This window comes from Succinimonas amylolytica DSM 2873, from assembly GCF_000378405.1.
Classification (GTDB): domain Bacteria; phylum Pseudomonadota; class Gammaproteobacteria; order Enterobacterales; family Succinivibrionaceae; genus Succinimonas; species Succinimonas amylolytica.
The window spans coordinates 1,787,060-1,810,038 of sequence record NZ_KB899636.1 but is presented as its reverse complement, the minus strand read 5'-3'; the positions used below and the strand labels follow the sequence as shown (position 1 = coordinate 1,810,038).

Here is a 22,979-nt window from a genome sequence, read left to right as displayed (position 1 = left end):
AACTGCAGATTCGAAGATCAGTGAGAACGTTTTCCTGAAACAGCAATGAAATATTTTCAGAAAAAGCTTTACAACCCGGGTTTTTCGGCTATAATCCGAAGTTCGACAGTTTGCGTAACATAGATCTCTGCAAATCCTTGCTAGATAAGATTTTTTGTAATGCTAGGTAGTTTTAGGCTGTTTCAGCTTTTTAGGGCCTGCCGAAATTTTTTTCATTGTGTCTTTCATCACTACCTCATGGGTCAGTTCTGTGAGTCCACAACATTCCAGGAGATCAGAAATGAGTTCTGAGTTGTTGTAGTCAGGCTGATAACCATTGCCGTTATCTACCTCTATTACACGTATGTCCTTCAAAGCCTGAATTATCTGTTCAATTGAGTATTTTCCGTCGGGATACTTCAGTTTATTCTCGTTTAAGGAAGCAATTTTCTGTTCAACTCCTCGAAGCAGTACCAGAGCCATAAAACAAACAAGAAAATGAGCCGTTATCCTCTGATCCTTGCTATGATAGAAAGGCCGTGATTCCAGATCTGTTTTCATAATCCGGAAACATTCCTCAATCTCCCACCGCCGGGCACTGATTGCAGCAATCTGCTCGGCAGGCATCTTGTCAGCAAAAATATTTGTAGTTACAGCATAAAAGCCGTCAAACCTAGCATCTTCCTCTATCTTTTGAGTGTTTAGGAAAGCAGAGGCATTAACAGCTATTTCACCATCTTCTGTTGAATACGTCTTTTCAATGAGAGATTTGGGGCTATGGTCACTTTCACGGTCAAAAGTCCTGTTCTCAATCATTTTTGCTGCTCTTTTGATTTTTCGTTCTCTCAGAGACCTCAAAAATTCGTAGTACTTGATGGAGAATGTGACAATCAGTCTGGCATCCATGCCTTCAGCTGTTGTCCGCTCCTTGAAAAAAATCGTGTGATAATGCTCTGCATAGCAGGCTGGATCAGACAGTTTGCTGAGATCAAAATTTGTTTTAGTCACCCGCTTTCCGGCTGTATCAAGAGAAAAATAAGACCATTCCTTCAGATGGAGTTTCAGTTTCTTGATTGACTGGGTGCATATGAAGTGCCGCTGCCCGCGGAATCCCATTTTTACCAGCAGGTCATCTTCTCCAACATTGTTGAAAGATCTGTTGGCATCACCCGAAAGCCCCGCATCGGTACAGACTGTGATATCAGTCGTTTTGAAGTTCTTTATAAGCTCTTTTTCAAGTGGAACTATGGTCGTCTGCTCATTGGTATTGCCGGGGTTGATACAGAACCCCAGAGGGATACCGTTGCCGTCCATGAATAACCCCATTTGGACGATTGGATTTGGACGATTCTCTTTTGATTTGCCGTATTTTCTCAGTGTATGGTTCTTCTTCCAATCATCCGGCATATCATCCCTGTCACAATCTTCCAGTTCCTTTTCAGAATAGAAATTGGTGCAGTCGTAGTAGAGATGGTTCACATCACGTTCGCAGACATTCGCTGTGTACTGATACAGTCTGTCCTGAACTAGACTGACGTCTTCGTTTAGAACATCCATGGCTCTGTAGATGTGCTGCAGTTCGATTTCATACTTTTCGAAGAACCTGTGCTGGAAGTCATTAACCAGTGCCAGTTTTGACGATGGGAACAGGATCCGTCCGAAGAGCATGACCTTGAGAACCTCTGTAAGGTCATATCCGGTAATGTGAGGATGTTTGTCCTGAAGCTCCTCGCATATCCGGTTCATTCCAAACTCGTAGTACAGTTTCTCCAGAATCAGATAGCCAGCATTGAAGATGTTGCTTTTCTTGTCCTTAAGGTGATCCTCCCTGAGTTTGATTACAATCTCACGCTGTTTTTCTGACTTTTCCTTCAACGCCCTGGCATTCAGTGAATTCACATAGTTCCTGCACCAGGCTTCAGCGTCATCAACCTTATACTTCTCTCTTATGGCACTGGCACAACCTAACTTCTCAATCGTCCTTGATGTTCTCCTGCCAGTTTCTGTCCGGCAGTCTTCAATAACAAAGTAATAGTAGTTGTCCGGCTTTCCGGTGTGGCTTAGTCTCATGGTAACAGCGGATGGTTAGTTCAACAGACAAACTATAGTATAACATATTACGAATGTTACGCAATATTTTTTAATAACTTTTTAGGCAAAAAAGCAAGCCACCATTGGGCTTCGGGCAATCTTGTTTAAGATCAACTGTCGAACTTCCGATTATCACCGGCTACCAGTTTTACGATATTCCTGAAAGAGGCGCCCTGAAAAGCGCCTTTGTTTTTCCGTCTGCAAAATCACCGCTCCGCACGGCAGGATGAACCGGGAGGCGAGTCATAAAACTGCAGATTCGAAGATCAGTGAGAACGTTTTCCTGAAACAGCAATGAAATATTTTCAGAAAAAGCTTTACAACCCGGGTTTTTCGGCTATAATGAGCGAGCTTTCAGCGTAAAGCGTTTCTTCAGAATGCGTCTGTAGCTCAGTTGGTTAGAGCATCACCTTGACATGGTGGGGGTCGTTGATTCGAGTTCAATCAGACGCACCATTCTTTTCTTCGAAGTCTTTTATTTTTCCCTTTTTCATTTGCAATCACTGTTGTTCGTGTTTTGTTTTCTGTCCCCAAACCTGGCTGATCCGGAATCTGTTCCTGCAATCTGTTATTTCATCTCCTGACAGTTATCTGAAGCAAAAAAAACGGGGAAAACCTCCCCGCTAATCCGCATCATCCTGGCAGCCTACCCGGTTTCGCAGACATCCCAGATCTGCTGATTTGGCTGCAAATCAGTCAAATTGACCGGAAGCTCATCTTTCTGGTGCGCCAGATTACGCACCGCAGTCAGCACCTGCACCAGCCGGCCATCCTCAAATTTGGAGGGAATATATGTCAGAAGACACCATTCGCTCGCCGGGTTCTGGTAGGTGATGCAAAGCTGCCTTTTATCTGCAATGCGATCCGCTAGGGTCGCAAGATCGGTAAAGCGGTATACCCTCTCCTTGTACTTGTCGGAAACAAACTTTTCAATAAATATGTTTCTGGCCAGATCATAAGGCTGACTGGTAACACCGGTTCTCTCCATCATGGATACCGGCATAAAGTAGGGAGTAAAGGTCCGCTCCTCCAGATTAAAGGCAACCAGAGCCGAATATACATGCCGGAGAGCATGGGTTACAGTCTTGAAGTGCTCTGCGGTTATCAGATCCGGATCCACCTGTCTCGCGGTATAGAGAATTCTGACAGCCTCGCCCCGCTCATTGCTTTCCAGAGAAAAGAGCTCCATTCTGAAAAACGAGTCGTCCACCACGTTCTGAAAATCGCAGGAAATGGAAGTGACGTCCTGCAGGCGCTCGGGAATGGTGGAAAAATCCAAAAACTTCATCAGCCTGTAGTGATACTCCGGCTTTATAAGCGCTGCCACAGCATCAAAAAGCTTCTGATTTAAATTCCGGGTTCCCAGATCCAGAAAACGGTGCATCTCGTAGCTGGAAACCACCTCTTCGCAGACATTGCTTCTAAGATCAATGCTGATGATATCGGTAAACAGTCCGGCAATGCTCCGGAAAACCGATTCCTGATCCGGCTTTCCGGAAAGAGGAACGACAGTCCTTCCGTCATCGGAGGCTCTTTCCGCATTTTTGGAATAGACCAGACTGGAACTCTTGCAGAGCATCTGTTCATAATTCCTGGTCAGTCTCTTTCCGGTTTCCAGAGCCATTTCAAAAGGTTCCGGTCTCCCGAAATAATATCCCTGAATCATTTCACAGCCGATTACCTTCAGAAAGTCCAGCTGCTCCTGCGTTTCCACCCCCTCGGCCAGAGTATGAATCCCCAGGGCCTTGGCCATGTTTACAATCGGTTTGATTATAGCCTTCGACCGGGGACTGAAATTCCTCATGAAGCCCATGTCGATCTTTATTTCGTCAAACTCAAAATCTCTCAGGGTGCTCAGCGATGAATAGGCGCTGCCGAAATCATCCATAAGAACATCAAATCCGCCCTCATGGAAACGGTTGATCTCTCCCTTCATCTTGTTGATATCCGCCATTACCGTCGTTTCGGTAATTTCCACCTTGAAGAGCTCCCGGGGAAGACTGTAGCGTTCCGCAATGGCAACGACCTCGGTAAAGGGATCACACTTCACAAAATCGGTGCGGGAAAGATTAAAGGATACCGGAACCACACTGATGCCGCGTCTTATGGCCTCCACCAGATCCCGGGCCACATGCTCGATTATGTAAAGATCCAGCTTGTAGGTAAGCGCGTAGTCATCCAGCACGGGAATAAATACCCCGGGGGAGACCATGCCCATTTCAGGATCCATCCAGCGGGCCAGAGCCTCGTAGCCGCACAGCTTTCCGCTCTGGGAAATCACCTGCGGCTGGTAATAGACCTGGATGTGCTCCTTTTCCAGAGCCTCGTCAATATGTCCGATAATATAATCACGGTTCAGAATTTCATTGCGGATCTTTTTATCGTAATAAACGAAACAGGATTCATGGCGTTTTCTTTCATAGTCACAGGCTATTCTGGCCTTGTCGCAGGCGCTGCTGGAGCTCAGGGGGGCATCCTCGGGATCCAGAACATAAATTCCAGCCCTGACAGAAAGGGTGTTGCCTTCATTTACCCTGGCCATTTCCTCAAAAATTCTGTTGAGCTTGTTCTCCAGCCCGCCGACTGGCGTATAGGCGTAAAAATGATCCTCCCCGAAACGGGAGCAGTTCATGATACCGAAGTACTTCTTGAGAATATTGGCAAAGCTGACAATAAGGGCATCCCCTCCAGAAATGCCATATTTCTCGTTATACATCTTAAGGCCGTTAAGGTTGAAGGAGATCATGGCGGGGAACTCACCGGTTCTGGCAATAATGCTCTCGACGTCATTAGAAAGTTTCAGAAAACGGGACATGGACGGAAAATCAGTCAGAATATCCCTTTCATCCCGGGCAAAGACAATGAAAAAATAGATAAGATCCCCCAGAACCTCATCCCTTAGGAACCGGCAGAACAGCTCTACATCCCGCTTCCAGCTATTATCTGAAGGACAGTTCCCTACAAAATGGAACATGTCGCTTGACATCCCCCCTTCGTCCCGCCATTTCAGGAGGCTGCCGGAAATAATGGCAATGTCGGTATCGGAGACCAGGCGATGCCATGTTCCTCCGGTAATTCTCAGGAAGTCCTCCGGAGTCTGACACTCCATGATATCCATCAGGGTGCTGTTAGCATAGATAATCTCGCCAGGAGCATCGGCCCAGCAGGCCAGAAAACCTCCGGGCAGTGCAGAGTAATGCGCAAAATGAGCAGCGCTACCGGAAATCTCTCCCAGCCTGCTGTTCAGATATTCAAACCTGTTTTCCGAATCTGAATAAATCATCTCAAAATCCTGGAGCAGATCAGAAATTCAAGACCGGCCACCGGGGATGGCCCGTAGCTCTCGGCCTGGAGTCCCTGCAAAAGAAAGATTCTCCAGCAAGGTATCTGCACCATCATTATAATAATTAAAACCGTAGCCCCGAAAACGGAACTCAGCATAAACTCTCATACTCCGTAACAGTTTTACATATTTCCACAATAAAAAATGAGCGCTTTTTTTCACTTTCAGACAAAAAACTCCGAAATCATGTGACCGGTTTCAGATAATTGCAAGTTCGCTGTCGTCTGACGAAAAACGCCGGAGATTTGCCGTTGCTCCGCAAAAATCCGGTTCCGACAGCAAAAACAATGCTAAACAGCGCCCTGTTAACAGTTTTTTGCCGTTGTACCTGTATAATACAGTGTTTTTGAAAAAGTAATTTTCCGGACAGACGGATACAGGAACAAAGCGGTCGCAGAATGCCACCGGCTCCGTCTGGCCTCTCAGGGATGTGTAAAGGATGAAAAGACTTGCAATCTACAGCTATTCAGGAATCCAGGGGATCGTAGCGCCCTATGTGCACCACTTTCTTAAAAACCTGCTCCCCTGGTGCCATGACATCATTTTTGTAACTCCCCGGGCCCTGGTTCCCGAAGAGCGGACAAATCTGGGGCGGATTGGAATTCAGATTGTGGAAAGATGCACTCCCGGAACCTCGGCAAACAGCTTTATCAAGGGATGGGAAAATGTCCGGGATCCGGAAAAATACGATGAAATCATCCTGTGCGATGACCTCGTATACGGTCCGGTGTTTCCGCTGGATCAGCTTTTCAGAAAAATGGAGGATTCATTCCTGAACTGCGACCTCTGGACCGTTTTCGCCCAGAATCCGGAAAGCTTTATAAAGGAACAGGATTCCCCCGAATTTACCAGGCCGGAGGATTCCGCCTTCAGCTTCATCGCCTTCAAAAAATCCGTTTTCACCGGCAGTGTCTTCAAGGAGTTCTTCAGCCGCAAGGATGTTATCTGGAACTCGATTCCCGAACAGGTTGCCGGCTTTGAAATCCCCCTCCTGGACCGGCTGGCGCAGGAAAATTTCAAACTGAGCACCTATGTACAGTCCAAACGCAGTGCCGGAATCTGGTATTCCGGAACACTTTTTCCGCTGGAAGCTCTTTATGAAAGTGCGCCTCTGGTAAAAAAGGAAGTATTCACCGGCAGTGCCGAGGCCTATCTGGATCACGGCCGGGGCAGTCAGGCCAGACAGACACTGCAGTTCATCACCGAAAAAACCGATTATCCATCGGAGCTCATCTGGCAGGATCTCCTGGCGGAGCGCAGTCTTTCGGAAATCCGGGATCAGCTCTGTATCTCCTGGATCTTCGAGGGGGACGGCCGCCCCCGCAAAAACGTCTCCGAGATCCTCAAAAGCCGGCTGCTCCTGCTTCTTTACGTGGATAGCCTGGAGGATCTCCGGGCGGTATATGATCTTACCGAGGGCTTTAAGCCCCTGGCAGACATCTACATTGTTTCACCGGACGAGAAGGTGCTGGACGAGGCCCGCAACATTATTCATACCAAATTCTCGCACCGGCTGGAATTCTGCCGCAAGGAGCTCAGGAAAGGCGGTGTCGCCGCCGCACTGCTGCTGGATCTGGCCAAAACAGTCAAGAACTATGATTTCGTCTGTGTGATGCAGGGCCCCGGTTCCATTGAGGCGGCAGACTGGGGCTCCCGGAATGAAATATTCAGAAACAGCGCGGAAAACCTAGCAGTAAGCGCTGCCTTTATCGGCAATGTTATCAGTACCTTCATAGACAATCCCCGGCTGGGAATTCTCACTGCTCCGGCCATTAAGTGGGGCACCGAATACGCTTCCGAGTATGATGAGCAGGACAGCATGAAACCCGAAATCAAAAAACTTCTCCGGGAATGGAAGCTTCAGGTTCCGGAGGATCCTGTTCCGCTCCAGATTCCCGGATCCATGCTCTGGTTCCGGACCTGTGCCGTGGCCCCGCTGTTCGATACCGGCTGGAGCTACAGCGAGATTCCGGAGACTCAGGGAAGCACCTCCCCGAAGAATCATCCCGCTGCTGCCGCCCGGATGGCGGTAATGCCGTACATTGCCCAGAACCAGGGATTCTACGCCGGGACTGTAATGAGCACCGAGGGGGCCTCGATCTATATGGCCAATCTTCTCAGAATTGAAAGAGCCTATAACAGGACCATTTTTGAGGTACTCCCCAAAAAAGGCTACGCCAGAACCATCAACAGCTTCCGCCATCTTACCGACAGTCTGGAACGGGGCCGCCGGGAAAAGGTTCAGAAGTACGCCGTGCTGAACATGCTTACCCTGGGGAAGGTTCCTTCCATAAACAAAAGGTTCAAATACCTTAACGAGGACTGATGATACACCGCCCTGAGAAATCCGGGGCTTATACGGGACAGATTCAGAAAAACGGATACAGCTCAAATGCGCATACTAAAGACCCCTCACAGAAACCTGGTGCTTTCCTACCGGGACTATTTTGCCGGCAAGGGAATTCAGGTCAGAATTTTCGAGGAGGACGGGGCCTACGTTCTGGAATCTCTGCGGGACGAGGAAGACTTTCTGGTGTTAAAGGAAATGAATTACCTCAAAAATCAGGAAAATCCGGAGACTGTTCTTGTACAGGCTGCCTGGGATTCCGGGAGCAATGATCGCGGCATCGCCCTTCCGGACAATGGAGGATGTGCCATCCCTCTTAAAAGCATTTTCACAGTTACCGGACTCACCATCACTGTTTGCATTGTAATATTTCTGCTGCAGAGCTTTATGGACAGCGGACTCTCCAGGCCGGTATTCGATGCCCTGTCGCTGAATGCGGAAAAATTCAGGCAGGGGGAATACTGGCGTATCATAACCCCGGCCTTCATGCATTTCGGACTCATGCATATCGCCTTCAACACCGTTATCTTCGGTGTTCTGGGATGGCAGATAGAAAAGTTTCTGAGCAGCTCCAGACTGCTGGTTCTCCTGGTGATTGCTGCCATTGTGGGAAATGTTTCCGAATACTGCATCCTTGCCGGGGAGCATGAGATGGCTCCGGAAAACTTCGGAGGGCTCTCCGGAGCTGTAGACGGTGTTATCGGCTACCTGGCAGTAATCTCCCGCTACCCCGCACTTCCCGTCCGGATGCGGATGATGCCGGGACTGTTTATCATCACCCTGATAATGATCGTGGTGGCAGGTCTCTTTATGAACGGCATTGCCAATGCCGCCCATGTGGGCGGACTTATTGCCGGCCTGGCCATGGGAGGGCTGGATCTGTTTCTTCTCAGAACAGGAAGCCTGACCTTCAGAAACGATCCGTAAAATGATAGCCGCCGGCAGCAGTAACCGTTACCGCCAGGAAATGAATTAAGGGTAAGGGCCCCGGATCCCTCAGACTTCCCCGCAGGACACTGTTTCAGAAAGCCGGAATCTTCATAGAGACCGGCAGGAAAAATGTCTGATGGGATTATCTGCTGCCGCTAATCCCCGGATCTTCAGGAATACTGCAAAAAAAAGTGCAGCAATCAGCTTTCAGAAAACAGGAGCGGCCTATGGCGCTTAAAGAAGGAACCCCGGCACCGGATTTCTGTCTTCCGGATCAGAACGGAAACCTCCATTCTCCAAAGCTTTATCGCGGAAAAAAGATTATCCTCTACTTCTATCCCCGGGACAATACTCCGGGCTGTACGAAGCAGGCCTGCGGCTTTAGAGAGCGTTATTCCCTTTTCCAGGAACTTCAAACAGTAATCCTGGGAGTAAGCCGGGACAGCACAGCGTCCCATCTCCGTTTTCAGGAAAAACTGGCACTCCCCTTTCCGCTGCTCTCGGATCCGGAGCTTACAGTGCACCGGGCATATGAGGTCCTCCAGCCGAAGAAGACGGCACAGGGGACAAAGGAAGGCACCGTCCGTTCTGCATTTCTGATTGATGAGAACGGCATTCTTCTTAAGGCTCTCTCAGGAGTAAAGGCGACAGACAATCCCGGGGAAATGCTGGAGCTTCTTAAAGCTGCGAGCCTCTGAATAATTCCGGAAGCAGAACAAATACTTCCGGCCAGCTACCCCCAACCGCCCCGGAAAAAAGCAGACCGCATAAAGAAGCTGCTATTACCGGAGTGCGCCGGCCCTGAGCGGAGAAGCGCATGATTTCTGCCAGTTCCCCCTGAGAGCAAGACAGCAAAGAAGCAGGAAAACGATAACAGGATAAACCTCTGGTTCTGAAATGCTGTTAAATTCCCCCTGCTTCAGGCTTCTCTTTTAATACCGGCGAAAGACAGCAGGCCACCTTCTTCCGGCCCTCTCCAAGACAAAAACCCCCGCTTTCTGTACCGTTACTGTGTAGAGAAAACGGGGGCTTGTCAGCTGTAAACGCAGGCTACGACACCGCTCTTCTCACGGCAAAGAACTTGAGCCCGCCTAATATCATCTCCGACTCTATGGGAGTACAGTCAGTGAACTTCAGGTTTTCAGAAAGAAGCTTGCTCTGACTCCGGTAGGAGGAGCCCTGCTCTCCCAGAATATTCACCACCGCCGTCCTGACAGAAGGTGACAGGGCGCTTACCACTCCCGAGTCATGCTTTTCATAATGCCCGATAGTATTAATAATCACGTTTCCAATGCGTTCTGCATATGATTCGTCCGTGATATTCCAGACACCTCTGGCAATGTTGGTAGCAAGATAGCGGTAATTGCCGGAGAATTTACCGCCGGAAGTCTTGGAAATGGTTTGTACCGCTTCCTCCAGAACCTGCTCAAGACTGATTACCAGAAGGTCCAGCTCGGCGATGTTATTGCCCAGCGGGCGCTTTTCCCGGGCTTTAGTAATATGCTGGCTCATGCTGTCCAGACAGGGTACATATTCACTGCTGTCAGGAGTAAGTGCCGCCAGCCTGACGATCACCTTCATGAGCTCGTCATTATCTCCCCAGATCGCCTTTACCAGTTCCTCGATCTGCTTCACTCTGAAGCTGCCGGCGGGGTCGCTGCCAGCAAAGGTGCTGTCCTGAACGTTACCGACCGGATTCTTCGCCGGAGTCTCCTGCTTCATCCAGCCATTTCTGCCCTCATACTGCTGATACTGAGCACTTCTGACAATAGCCCTCCGTACCAGATCCTTCATTATTTCCCTCTTGTTGCGGTGTTCCCGGAAAATCATCACCAGCTTGAAAACAATGTAAAGCAGAATACTCGAAAAAATAGCCGGAACGGCCCACCAGGGAGCTTCGGAGTTAATGAAATCCATAAACCCCAGCTCTTCCGAATTTACAGCAGCTTTGGGAACATAAGGCTTTGTCAGGGTATTCTTCTGTCCGTAAAAATTCTTTTTATCAGTCCCCTTTCCGAAACGCTCCTTATCGGAAATCTGATTCCGGGTCAGCTCCTCAAGAATCGGCTTCAGAGCATCCTCGGCCGGAGCATAATAGCCATCCCGGGCTTTTTTCAGCCATTCGGCAGCCTTCGCCTTATCCTGCAGCACGCCATAGCCGTGCAGATACAGAAGACCGAGACGGTACTCGGCTTCATGATCTCCGGCCGACCCCCCGGCCCGGTACATCCTGTAGGCCCGGACATAATCCCGGGTTCCGGTCTGTCCGTTCTCAGCCATTTTTCCCAGCTGGGTAAAGGCCGGCCCGAAGCCCCGATCAGAGGACGCCTTAAACCAGCCAAAGGATTCCGGAATATCCTGATTGATCTCCAGTCCTCTGAAAAACTTCATCCCCACATCATAGAGAGCCTGACCATCCCCGGCCACAGCTTTCTGACAAAGCTCCGTTTCTATTCGAGCATCCGTGCATGACTTGACAGAAACCGCCTGAGCCTCCAGAGCCCCCAGAAGCGTTATCCCCCATATCATCATGCCACTCAGGTACCAGCGCATATCCTTAAACCTGTTTTCGTACTTCAAAACATTTCCCCGGAGCCTTCAGATCCCGGGAAAAAGCAGACATCCATATCCAGCCTCGCATATTATACTTTGATCGCCTTAATTAAACATCCTGTTGCTTGCATTTAATGTGCAATCCGACTGTTTTTTGCCACGAATTCCCTCTCCGGCAAGCCCCACTTGCAAAAAATTGCAGATATCTCCCATAAAACACGCCGCATTTCCCGTTTCTGCAATGCATGACCAAAGATCGGGGTATAATGAATGCTCCAGCTTTTACCACCAACCGGAGATGCAACAAAGATGGCACGAGCACCGTCAGGCTCCAACATAGTCAGAATATCTCTGAAAAACCCGGCCCCGAACAGAAGCTTTCGTCTCAGCGAGATGACCGGAAGTTCCTACATCCCCGCGTCTTTCAGAGATATCCTGAAGCAGTTCCGCCTCCAGATCGGCAATGTCAGAATGCTGAACACCTGCCTCCGGGAACTGTTTGAAATCCTTTATCTGGACACCGCAGAACTGGAAAGCGGTTCCCCCGGAGAGATTTTTCGCACCATACGGACTTTTCTCAAAAAGGAGGTGCAAGCCGAGTTTGCGCCTCCCGGGAACTTTACCGGCGGTTTTTCCGCCTACAGCCGTTTTATCATCTGTCAGGGCTATGACCTTTTCAGTGATCCGGACATCGTTGCCGCCCGGACCTATGTCGGGCACAAAAACACCAACGCGCTGGCGGCACACCGGATGCGGGTAGCAGAAGAAAAAATCAGCGGCTTTCTGGTTTTTGTGCACCTTTTTGAAGCCATCTGGCTGGCAGCTCCGAACGGGGAACTGACTTCGGAGCAGCGCATCGCTCTCAAGGATTATCTGGAAAAAACCCCCTTTCCCGCTGAAGGACAGCTCTACCTTCAGTACTGCTTCTCCGGATTACTGTCCTGCGGCATCATTAAAACAGTTCTTTCCGAAAAGGGAGGATATCTCAAGCCGCTGGCTCCCGGAAGCGGCAATTTCAAGAAATTTCTCACCATTCTGAGTGAACTCGGAACGCTGAACAGCAGCTGCCGGATCCCCGCGGTTTCTGATACGGAATGCTGGTATATCGATGAGCTTCTGAAATATTACCAGTACAGCCTCCAGAAAAAAAGGAATCAGAGCTCCGATCACTCCGCAGTTGAGGAAATCAGCGTCATCGTTCAGAAAACGGCCGGAATATTCCGGGATCTCCTGGGCACCTTTGCGGATTTTCCGGAACCGGTTTTCGCCAGCGCAGACGTTCCTCCGGGCGCCTATCAGTCCGAAATCTGTGCCAATGCCCGTAAAATCCGCTTTATCTGCCCGGAACGCCTGAAATTTTATGACACCAGTATTCTCTACATCATGGACGTGGCAGTCCCAAACGCCTATTTGTATGCTGATACCCGGGAAGTCTCTGACAATACCTTCTGGAATTTTGCGATAAACTTCCGCCCCACGGAGGTATCCGTCCCCCAGGAACCCGTAAGCACCTTCGGGAGCACTTCTGCCGACAGAAGAAAGCTCTTCGCCCTGAGCCTGCAGAATCCCGAGCTGTACCCGCCCTCGGAAACCGTACTGGCTGCAGTGTCCGGAAATCTGCAATACCGTCTTCTGGCTGAGGGTTTTCTCGGCACCATCTCGAAGACAAACCGGATTCGGGCCTACTCCTGGCTTCTGCACAGCTTTCAGAACCTGCTCAGAATAAACAACTCCTTCTCCTGCGACTACAGAAAGATTCTCTCTGTTATGGGCGAGGATATCTCCATTTACCTTCTTCTCTGGCCGGAAGAAATAACAAACAGTATTCGCCAGCTGATCTTCACAACTCCTTTTTTCGGCCCCTACGCGAACCTGAGACTTTCCATGCTGGCCTGGTGCTATGGCAGTCTGGAGGCTGCTCTGAGCGGAAAGCCCCCCATCAGAAAAGGCCGGACCATATCCGGGAACCCTGTTCCTCCAGCCACCGCGGAGGAAATTCAGGATCTCATGTTTCAGAAATACATCCTGAACCAGGACAGCTATACCAGGTCTGTAAGGTTTTCCGGAGACTCCTCCCGGCTTCTTTATGCCAATGCCAGAATGCTGTTCCGGAAAAGCCTTTCTGAAAAACCGGAACTCTTCACGGAATTTGTCAGAAGCGCCGTTCCCGACACCATTCCCTGCAGCTTCACCGGACTCTTCAGAGCTCTGACGGACTACAAGGCAAAGGTGTTCACAGCGTACTTCCCCAGATTGTTCCGCGCAGACCCGGATATCCAGAAGGAGATCTGCAAGCTCTCGGAATCTATCAAGCTCCGGCAGAGCATCATTCACCAGTATCTTGCCACAGCCGGCAGCAACATCCAGAACGACATTGTCTACCGGATTATAGAGCATGGCATTAATGGCAGCGGAACGCCACTCCCCGGATCCCTGACCGTATTCCGTGATCGGCTGACAAATGAAGGCTTCTGGAGCAGTCAGGATCTGAAAAAGGCATTCAGAATCAGCCATCTGGGAAAACAGCGGCTCTGCATTGAAATTTTGCGGTACACCACAGAGATTCTGGGGGTAGCAATGTTCCCGAACCCGGATTACGAACGCTATGAGGAAATGGTAAGCGCCTTCAGCAGCTTCTCCTTCAGACATCAGCCTCCGCTTCCGCCCCTCAGGCAGAGCGCCGGAGCACTGCTCTGCTTCCGGATTGCCCTGGATGCCGCCACGGTATACACGGTTCAGGGAAAACTTCTGGAATTCTTTAAAACCTGGATCAAATCCTCCAATCTGCCGGCTTCAGAAGCAGAGGGGCTTACAATCTACGCCTCCGAAATCACCGCCATACGGCAGGCCTCAGGACGGTCCTGCCGTCCGGGAGGCGAACTGTCTCTGCGAACCTTTTCCGAAACAGAACAGGATCTTCTGAAGCGCATGATGCATATTGTGATCTCCGGAGGGGATCCGGCCGCTACCTTTAAAAACATTTCCGTCATAAATCTGCACCTTCAGGGGAAATTTATGACGGAAATCCTTAATAAATTCCAGCGGAATCCGGGAGCGGACTCCCGGATATTACCTCCTCTGTCCGGAAAAGGAGGGCCGAGCGCTTTCGGAATGCCGGAGGAAAACAGATCCTCCCCCATGCTGGATCCGGAACTTATCAGAAAGAAATATCAGGAAACTACGCAGGTTCAGGAAATTCTGGCTCCGATATTCTCCGAGCAGGCAGAAGAAGCCGTTCCCGCCGAGAACATAAAGGAAACGGCCCGGAACATGGGGACTCCCCTGAACAGAGCTCTCGGCAAACCCGCTGCCCCGGAAAATGAGAAACAGGATTCGGCAGACAGCATGCCGCCGGAGGATCTTTCAGATATTGTGAATCAGGATGGCGTCATCTCCGGAAAAACCATATTCGGACTGCTCCCGAAAAACTGCCGGGAGCTAATCCTGCGGCTCTGTCAGCTGGGAGAATTTTCAGAAGAGGATTTCCGGAAGGTCTGCCGCGATTTCGGACTGATGAGCGATGGAGCCATGGAAATCATCAACAGCTGGGCCCTGGAACATCTGGACTGCACTCTTATCGAAGCAGACGATCCGATGTTTTTTGACCGGGATCTTCTTAATGACCTCCTGCAGGACGATCCGGGTTAGCGTTAGGCTCACTCATCAGAAAACTCTCCCTCCTCCGGCAGGCTTCCGGATTCCGGTGCGGCAGCTGTTTCGTCATTCCGGAGTTCCATGCCGGTGATTTCAGCGGTAAATGACGCTCCGAGCACCCGGATGCCTACCGTATCCCCCTTTCTGGTATTGCCGGAGGTGACAATGCCTCCGGAGGCCCGCGATACAATGGCATAGCCCTGACTGAGCAGTGTCAGGGGATTCCTGGCATTAAGCCTTCCGGCACACACCTCAAGAGAACGCCTGGCATCCAGGATTCCTGCCGTGACATTTTCACGCATCCTGTTAAGCAGAAGATCCAGACGGTGATGATATCCCGACAGATCCGGACTGACACGCAAAAAGGAAATCCCGATGTCATGAATCCGGCTTCGGGATTCATTAATGCTGCCGTTCATGGCAGCCCTGAGCCGGTTCTTAAGATCCAGAAGTCTTCCGGCCCGTTCCTGGAGGCATTTCTGCGGAGAATTCCGGATAAGACGCCGTTCCAGATCCTGAAGACGATTCTGGCTGTTCCGGACACTGCTTCTGACAATGTCAAAACGCGAGCGCAGATTCAGGAGATACTGTCTTCGCTCCGCCAAAAGACCGCCAAAGGCCCAGCAGAGCCGCTGTTCCAGGTGAGAAAGATTGCGATTCTGCTCCCGGGCAAACACCAGGGGAGAAACATTGTTCATACGGCTTCCGAGGTGTCCAAGATGATTCTGAAGTCCTGAGAGATGCTTAAGCATGACAGATTCATAACGCTGCTGGCAGGAATTAAGATACTGCTCTGCATCCCGGAGATCCGTGGTTACCGCCTCCGCCGCTGCCGTAGGGGTAATCGCCTTGAACGAAGCCACGTGGTCGAGCAGTGTATCATTTGCCGAATGACCGATCCCGGTAACAATGGGAATGCGGGTCTGCGTTGCATAAAGACAAAGACGGAGATCATTAAAACAGGACAGATCCTCAAGACTGCCTCCGCCGCGCACCACCAGAAGCACATCGCAGCGGTCCCTGTAGCTCCTCATATTGGCAAGATAGATAGCATTCATAATCTCGCCGGGAGCGGCCTCCCCCTGAACCGCACAGTAGTAAAGCACAATGTTCACCAGAGGATTTCGTTTTTTAATAGTTCCCACGGCATCCCGCACGGCCTGCTTTCCCTGGGCTGTAACAATTCCGATGGTAGTAATGCGGGAACGCGGGGGCAGCGGCAGCAGGTTTCTGGTATAGCCGTTATCCTCAAGATAACGGATCCCCTCCCGCAGAGCCTGCATAATCAGGCCTTCCCGGTCTGTTATGGTGATGCTGTCTGCAATAAAGGACAGGGAACCGGACGGGGCATAGTAGGAAAATCTTCCGGTAACCTCCGCCATTTTTCCGGTACGGTTCTGCTCCGGTGCCGGAATACCGCGAATCCGGAACATGCAGCATCTGATAACACTGTTCTGATCCCTGAGAGAAAAAAACAGATTTTTCCGCAACGACCATTCCGAAATCTCCCCCCTGACACGGACGTTCCTGATAACCTCCACCTTTTCGCGCACCTCTGCCGCAATTTCGGATACCGAATATACGCGGGGGGCGGCTTCCGGAACCAGCAGATCCGTTTCCGGAAACGGAGAAAAATCCGGAACCGCCGCATAGCGCAAAGCACCTCTTCCGGAAAGTGTTCCCGCTGGAAGCAGACTGCCACCAGGGGCACCCGTCCCCGATCCCGCTTTCTCAGTCATCCTCCCCCCCTGGCTTAATACAATGCGAAACAGCAGAACAGCCCGGCGTACTCCGGAAGCTGCTTGAGCAAAATAAAAAAGGAAACACCCTGGGGCATTTCCTGAAACAAAAGCAGAGAAACAGTGCTCAGACCTTCTTCATTTCGTCAAAGACACCGGAAACATCCTTGATATTCTTGTCAATATCCTCGTTGAGTCTGGCAGCAGATGCCACCTTCTTCTGGATCTCACCGCAGCTTGTAGCAATTTCCTCCACAATGTCGGAATTATCGGAAACAGTGACCTTCTCCCGGATTACATTGAATTCGTCAGTAAGTGCGGTGATAATTTCATTTACCACCGTTACCTTTTCGTCATGCTGCTGCTTAACATTATTGAACTTCTTGATAGCGTCCTCGGCTGAAGCAGAAACCCCGTCCAGAAGCTGCCGGTTCTTGTCCGCCTCGGCAATAATGGCGGTAATCTGGTTAGTAAAGCTCTCCACACTTGAATCAATCTTGGAAGAGGCATCAGCGGTATCCAGAGAAAGCTTCTTGACTTCGCCGGCTACCACCGCAAATCCGCGGCCGTGCTCGCCTGCTCTGGCGGCCTCGATGGTGGCATTAAGAGCAAGAAGGTTGGTCTGGCCGGACAGCGTGGAAATAATCTGGGTACATTCCTTGATAGAGTCCATCTGCTCCTTGAGAGCAGTAAAGGATTTCACAAACTTGTCCTGGAACTCGTGCAAATCCTCAATATCGGTTCTTATGGAACTAATCACATCCTTTAGAAGCTCCACATTCTGCATGCTCTCATGCACGGATTCCACAATTCGGCGTCCGGAGGAGCTTACTGTATCGCTGAACTTTCCGATTTCGGAAAAATCCGAATGGGACTGGGCCAGACCTGACACGGATTCATTGAAACTGTCCATATCATCTCTCAGCTCCTGGGCAATCGCCTTCAGATTATCATACTGGGCACAGAGAGTGTCAGCAAGAGCAGCTCCCTTGCCGGCCATGCTTTTCAGCTCCTGCGCGCATTTTTCTGATTTATTGTTAAACAAGAACATCTTTAATTACTCACTCTCAAATTATATCCCGACACAGACACAGCCGTCCCGACTATTCAAATCAAAATACCAGGTGTCAGATTCCGGTTCTGTTTCGAGAATAGCGCTCCGAAAAGTCTGACAGCGTTTTTCTTATCATATAGGGAATAATGCTTAATATTTGTGAACAATGGCAACATTTTTCGCTTTCACCCCTTTAAAACAAGGATTTGTTAGCAAAAATGAGAAATAAGCAGAGCTGGCAGAAAACTTTTTCATAGAAATATCTGCCGTTTCGCCGGTGCATTTTCAGAAACACTGGTCTGAATACCGAAATCACTACCGAAAACGGATAATCAGCGAATACCGGAACAATGCCGGAGCTAATGGAAAACACGTCAGGAAAAAAACGAGGCAGTGTGGAGGCGCGATTCAGAGTCGAACTGAACTACACGAATTTGCAATCCGCTGCATAACCGCTTTGCTATCGCGCCAGTGAGAGCCGTAAAAGGTGGAGGCGCGATTCAGAGTCGAACTGAACTACACGAATTTGCAATCCGCTGCATAACCGCTTTGCTATCGCGCCAGTGAGAACCGTAAAAGGTGGAGGCGCGATTCAGAGTCGAACTGAACTACACGAATTTGCAATCCGCTGCATAACCGCTTTGCTATCGCGCCCCGTTTTCATGGCATCCGCGACCTCTTTATCAGGATGGCTCGCGAACGCAGATGATTATACTGAAAAAACATATCTTGTCAAAAACAAAATGAAATTTTCTGAAAATCGGGAACTATCAGCACTTTCTGAAAATATCCTATATCCGGCAGGCTGCATATTTTTTATAGAAAACGCCGTTTCCCGCCGATTTTTTAAACGATGTCATGATTTTGCATCCTTTTCATCAGAATTATGTCCAAAAGCCTCTGCCGAAAAACTATAATTTTCAGTAATCATTGATCTGACTTCCGGAAAACTTCCGGTTCGGCACCACCGAATCCGATAAAAACAGGAGATGTCAATAATGCTGTTCAAGGTTAAACCGATTGCCGCTTTCGCATCCTGCATTGCCCTGATCATGTGCGCAGAAGTCGCAGGAGCCATGAATTCCGTAACCCTGGGATCCGACATTAACACCTCCTTCTCCGGAACCTATCTCAGCTATGTGCTAACCCCTAAAAAAAGCAACGACAAGTTCAATCCCATGACTGTGCGCATGTTCCCTTCCTCATTCAATCTTCTGTCGGGAGGGATAAATTTTCAGGACATTCAGTACAATGACGACTATTATCAGCTGACCATCTACAGAAACAAGACCCCCCTGGCCCAGGTAATCGCCGTAAGAAAAGACTCCGCCGGAAAAGTAAAAAGCAGCATTATAAACTCGGAATTCACCGGAAATCTGATCTCGGCAAATAACGTTCCGGAAACTCCGGATGCGGTACTGTTTGAAAACATCACCAATGAATGCTCTGTGGACAACAAGCTGAAAACCAAAACCTTCGGCACCTCTACTATCGGCTATCTGGACTGCGGCAGCCGCAGCACTCACCTCTTCTATTCCAGGCTGACTCCGGACACTCCGCTGTCCCAGCCCTACGAATCGCCGTTTGGCGTCAGCGATTCCGGCAGCAGTTCCCCGGAAGCTGCCGAAAAGAGCAGCAGCGCTAAAAAATCCGGAGCAGAGAAAGCCGGAGACCAGGACCGGGAGACCGTCTCCCGCCAGGAAAACATCGTACTGGTGCACATACTCTCGGAGAGTGAAATTGATCACCGCCAGCCCTTCTCTGTAATTTCCGGCATCGGACTTCCGGTTAATTCCATAAACCGCTATCTCTCGTCAGACTTTGCGCAACTGTCCCCTGACGAACAGTCTGAGGCAATACGCGAGGCCTTGTCGCAGGACGTCAGCTTCACTCATGCCCGGAACGAGGATCTTATCACCAGAAAGCTCCTGGATCCGTCCTATACTGTAAAGGAAATGCGCAAGCTTCCCCTTTCAGGGATTTCAAGCTCCCGGAATAACAACGGCCTTGTCATCAGAAACCGGGCAGAAAACTATTTTGGCAACAACATTACCGTATTCGCGAACTCTGCCGGAAATAATATCAGCACCATTGTCATAGCCGCCACCGCCACCCCCATGATTCTCAGTACCAGCGATATCGATTCTCTGGCGGATGAAATTTCCGGGGATCCGGCATGCAGATCTTCGGGAGTCAACACTCTCCAGCTCACTAACGAGGATGCCATGGAGATCGACTGCGAGGTTACCTTCACTACCAGACATCTGCCCCGGCATTACTACCTTATAAGCGAAAAAGGACGTTTTTCAGCCTCCAAGTCCCAAAAGAATGCCAAAAGCTCCCCCAGCTATGAACGTGTTCAGCTAATTATGCTGGCCGGGAACACCTCCAATCGTGAAATGGACGATGTAGTCAACAGTCTGCATCTTTCGGAAAACTACCGCTGGCATCTTTCATTCAACGATCCCACGGAACAGGATCTCGACACTATTTTCAACATTCCCAAAACCAGAAAATGGTACGAAATCTACAAGGCTGCAGATGTTGATGATCGCGTAAATACCGCCTGGTATCGTTTTGCAATGGAAGGAGCGGCCATTTACGAGCAGAATAAGAATCAGACACCGGAAACCATTCTGAGGCTTCTCCAGTCCTGTGCCGCAAAAATTTCCGCGGATTTCCCGGATCCCCCCGAAGATAAATAGCCGAAGTCTCAGCCCCGGCCACCTCCTGAAACCGCACCCGAACGCTGGAAAGGAAACAGCAGACTGACTGAAACACCATTGAGTAAAGTCGCTCTGATGGTGCAGCCGCAAATTGAACTTTTGCAAGCAAGGCAAAAATAATTTTCAAATATGCTACATGCATCAAAAATAACGTTATAATATTGTTAACAAAAACAGACTTTATCTCGTAAACGGCACGGTCACGAATTTTTTTAACAGCGGATATTCCGAAAACAGTCCCTGAAATACGACTGGTATCATGTTTTGAAAAACTTGGCTGCCTTTAAGCAGGGCATCACGCGTCTATAAGTGGTATATTTGTAGTTTGTAGTGTATTTGGAGAATCCCCCCCCTTTGAAAAAGGTGGTCCGGATAAAAAGTTCTTCCGTAATACGGATTACCGGAGAAAAATAGTAGTTAGCAGGGAGAGACCTTATGTCAATATCAGCGCAGAACAAAGCTTTTGGCGTAGCTGCGATACTGAGCCTAGTATGTTTGGGCGTTCTGTATTTTGTAAGCCGGGGAGAAGTCTCCCGGGTTGCAGATCAGGCTCGAGAACGCATTGAAGCGTCGGTCACCAACTCATCATTCGATGGTGTTCTGCTGGTGAATGAATACAATCTGACCGAGCTCAAGGTTGAAAAAAACGGTTCCAGCATCTACAACTATTCCGCTCCGGAGTTGCAGTCCCCTGTTGCCAGCATAATTCTGCCCCTTGATAACACTATCTCCTCCAATGATGTCAAGGTCAGCTATTCCCTGTCCCCCTCTCCTGCTCTGAAGGATCTCCTGATCCGCGTGTGCACTGCAGTGGTTTCCATCTTACTGTCAGCCGCATTTGCAGTGTCCATTGTGTCCAAAAACAATGAAAAGGACATTCTCGACATGAGAAAGGCCATTGTGGACAAGCGGTATGAGGATCTCCCCTACGAGGAACTCACCCAGGTGCTTACCAAGCAGGAAAAGGAAAACTCTACCAAGCTCAAGGACGCTCTGGAAAAGGTGGAAACACTCGAAACCCAGGCTGCCATCGATCCGCTTACTGGCCTCTTCAATCGCAACATGTTCAAGAGAGATTTCACCCGGGAGCTCACCAAGCAGACCAACGGCACCAGCATTCTGGGCATCATCAGATCCTCCAGCGTGCAGGACATCAACCAGAGCCGCGGCTATCAGATGGGTGACAAGTACATCCATGACGTTGCCAAGCTGGTTAACAATGCCATCAAGAGCTTCAACAATGCCAAGGCCTACCGCATTTCCGGCTCCGATTTCGCTATTCTCATTCCCGGCGGAAAAGAAGAGCAGATCATGCTCCTTAACCAGGATCTCAAGGTTCAGATCGAAAGCTTCCGCAAGGATTTTGATTTTGACAGCATCTGCTACAGCGGCTATACCCTCTTTACCAACAACGAAAGAGAAGAGGTTATTTTCTCCCGCGCTGATTTTGCACTTGCCAGAGCTCAGACCGGCCCTATCAACGGCTATTATGTTCAGAAGGAAGATACCGAAGGCTATCTCCAGGGTGAAATGCACTGGCGTCAGACTGTGCTTGACATCATTAACAGAAAGGCTATTACCCTGTACTACCAGCCTATCAGAAGCATGAACATCTCTATTCGTCCGTACTTCGAAATCTATGCCCGCTTCTTTACCAAGGACGGCGAGTCTCTTTCCACTGAGTCCATTCTGGCGGCCGCTCTCAGACATGACCTTCTGGTTCGTCTTGAAGAAATGATCATTGAATCCATCATCGCCAAGTACAGAAAGCTGCAGAAAGGCTCTGATGCCCGTTTCGGAATCAATCTCTCCGCTAACGCGCTCATCAGCACCTCCTTCCTCCTCTGGCTGGAAAGAACCCTGCTGAGAAACGCCGACATTGCCCCTAACCTGGTATTTGAGATTGACGAGCAGATCCTCTCCAGCAACGTAATGGCAGCCGAAAGACTTTTCTCCATCATCGGACGGTCTCACGCCAATACCAGCATCAGCCATTTCGGACACGGCATTGAGTCCTTCACCATCTACAGAGATCTGAAGCCTAACTATATTAAGCTCGATCCGAACCTCTGCCAGAAGTTCGACAACGACCTGAGCTCACTGCAGTTTATCCGCATGATCATCGAGGTATCTCACAGACTGGGATGCGTGGTGGTTGCCGAAGGCGTGGAAAGCATAGCCCAGAAGCAGCATCTGGAAAACCTGTACATTGATGCCGTTCAGGGCTATGTAGTAGCCAAGCCTGCCGAGCTCACCGATGAGGTGGATCTGGAAAAGGAAAAGAACGGTCCGGCTCCGGCCCCCCGGCCGATGTACGGCTGAAAGCCCGGCCTGAATTAGCCTGACCTAATAAGGACAGTAAGCGCATCAGATTAAGTTTTGATGCGCTTTTTATTATGAAGCTTTCGGAAGAAAGACGGTGAAATCAAGTATGCCATGAACTGCCGCTCCAACCTCTCCGTGTTTATTATCGCCTTTCTCCAGTTCCTGTTTACACGTTCCTCTTACACCTCCCCTTCCATGCAAATTGCGTCTGTGCTTAGCAAAATATCATGTTATTAAA

General features: G+C 49.7%; 11 protein-coding genes and 4 tRNA genes. 7 read left to right on the top strand and 8 right to left on the bottom strand.

Annotated features, from left to right (window positions below):
* Nucleotides 1-162: 162 nt before the first annotated feature.
* Nucleotides 163-2,049: an IS1634 family transposase gene (locus F557_RS19315; RefSeq protein ID WP_019001722.1), complete on the bottom strand. Its 1,887-nt coding sequence runs from the start codon at nt 2,047-2,049 to the stop codon at nt 163-165.
* Between the two features lie 400 nt (nt 2,050-2,449).
* Between F557_RS19315 and F557_RS0108025 the strand changes: the two genes are divergently transcribed.
* Nucleotides 2,450-2,526 (top strand) — tRNA-Val (locus F557_RS0108025).
* Between the two features lie 190 nt (nt 2,527-2,716).
* Here F557_RS0108025 and F557_RS21165 read toward each other — a convergent pair.
* Entirely contained in the window at nt 2,717-5,353 is a 2,637-nt protein-coding gene (locus tag F557_RS21165) for a GGDEF domain-containing phosphodiesterase (protein WP_019001720.1), read from the bottom strand.
* A gap of 499 nt (nt 5,354-5,852) precedes the next feature.
* Between F557_RS21165 and F557_RS0108010 the strand changes: the two genes are divergently transcribed.
* The 3 genes from F557_RS0108010 to F557_RS0107995 all read left to right on the top strand — a co-directional run bounded on the left by F557_RS0108010 (nt 5,853) and on the right by F557_RS0107995 (nt 9,388).
* Entirely contained in the window at nt 5,853-7,739 is a 1,887-nt protein-coding gene (locus tag F557_RS0108010) for a rhamnan synthesis F family protein (RefSeq protein WP_019001718.1), read from the top strand.
* 66 nt (nt 7,740-7,805) lie between these two features.
* The gene (locus F557_RS19305) at nt 7,806-8,687 is read left to right on the top strand and encodes a rhomboid family intramembrane serine protease (protein WP_019001717.1); all 882 of its coding nucleotides are present in this window, start codon (nt 7,806-7,808) and stop codon (nt 8,685-8,687) included.
* A gap of 230 nt (nt 8,688-8,917) precedes the next feature.
* Nucleotides 8,918-9,388 carry a peroxiredoxin gene (locus F557_RS0107995; RefSeq protein ID WP_019001715.1) on the top strand — a complete coding sequence of 157 codons (471 nt, stop codon included), beginning with the start codon at nt 8,918-8,920 and terminating at the stop codon, nt 9,386-9,388.
* 352 nt (nt 9,389-9,740) lie between these two features.
* On the opposite strand, the gene F557_RS21160 is transcribed toward F557_RS0107995, so the two are convergent.
* Nucleotides 9,741-11,270 (bottom strand): tetratricopeptide repeat protein, encoded by a 1,530-nt coding sequence (locus tag F557_RS21160; RefSeq protein ID WP_019001713.1) that lies wholly within the window; start codon nt 11,268-11,270, stop codon nt 9,741-9,743.
* A 282-nt stretch (nt 11,271-11,552) separates the two neighbouring features.
* Between F557_RS21160 and F557_RS0107980 the strand changes: the two genes are divergently transcribed.
* Nucleotides 11,553-14,891: a tellurite resistance TerB C-terminal domain-containing protein gene (locus tag F557_RS0107980; RefSeq protein ID WP_019001712.1), complete on the top strand. Its 3,339-nt coding sequence runs from the start codon at nt 11,553-11,555 to the stop codon at nt 14,889-14,891.
* A gap of 8 nt (nt 14,892-14,899) precedes the next feature.
* Here the strand turns inward: F557_RS0107980 and xseA are convergent, their stop codons facing one another.
* The 5 genes from xseA to F557_RS0107945 all read right to left on the bottom strand — a co-directional run bounded on the left by xseA (nt 14,900) and on the right by F557_RS0107945 (nt 18,344).
* Nucleotides 14,900-16,636: an exodeoxyribonuclease VII large subunit gene (gene xseA / locus F557_RS0107975; RefSeq protein ID WP_019001711.1), complete on the bottom strand. Its 1,737-nt coding sequence runs from the start codon at nt 16,634-16,636 to the stop codon at nt 14,900-14,902.
* A gap of 127 nt (nt 16,637-16,763) precedes the next feature.
* On the bottom strand, nt 16,764-17,636 hold the full coding sequence (locus F557_RS0107965; protein WP_019001710.1) for a methyl-accepting chemotaxis protein: 873 nt from the start codon (nt 17,634-17,636) through the stop codon (nt 16,764-16,766).
* Nucleotides 17,637-18,086: 450 nt separating this feature from the next.
* Nucleotides 18,087-18,160: transfer RNA gene (locus F557_RS0107955), tRNA-Cys, on the bottom strand.
* A gap of 18 nt (nt 18,161-18,178) precedes the next feature.
* Nucleotides 18,179-18,252, bottom strand: a tRNA-Cys gene (locus F557_RS0107950).
* Nucleotides 18,253-18,270: 18 nt separating this feature from the next.
* A tRNA-Cys gene (locus F557_RS0107945) sits at nt 18,271-18,344 on the bottom strand.
* A 344-nt stretch (nt 18,345-18,688) separates the two neighbouring features.
* On the opposite strand from F557_RS0107945, the gene F557_RS0107935 reads away from it, so the two are divergent.
* Both F557_RS0107935 and F557_RS19295 read left to right on the top strand, forming a co-directional pair.
* On the top strand, nt 18,689-20,395 hold the full coding sequence (locus F557_RS0107935) for a hypothetical protein (protein ID WP_019001708.1): 1,707 nt from the start codon (nt 18,689-18,691) through the stop codon (nt 20,393-20,395).
* A 456-nt stretch (nt 20,396-20,851) separates the two neighbouring features.
* Nucleotides 20,852-22,738, top strand: a complete 1,887-nt coding sequence (locus F557_RS19295) for an EAL domain-containing protein (protein ID WP_019001707.1) — start codon at nt 20,852-20,854, stop codon at nt 22,736-22,738.
* The last annotated feature ends 241 nt before the right edge of the window (nt 22,739-22,979 follow it).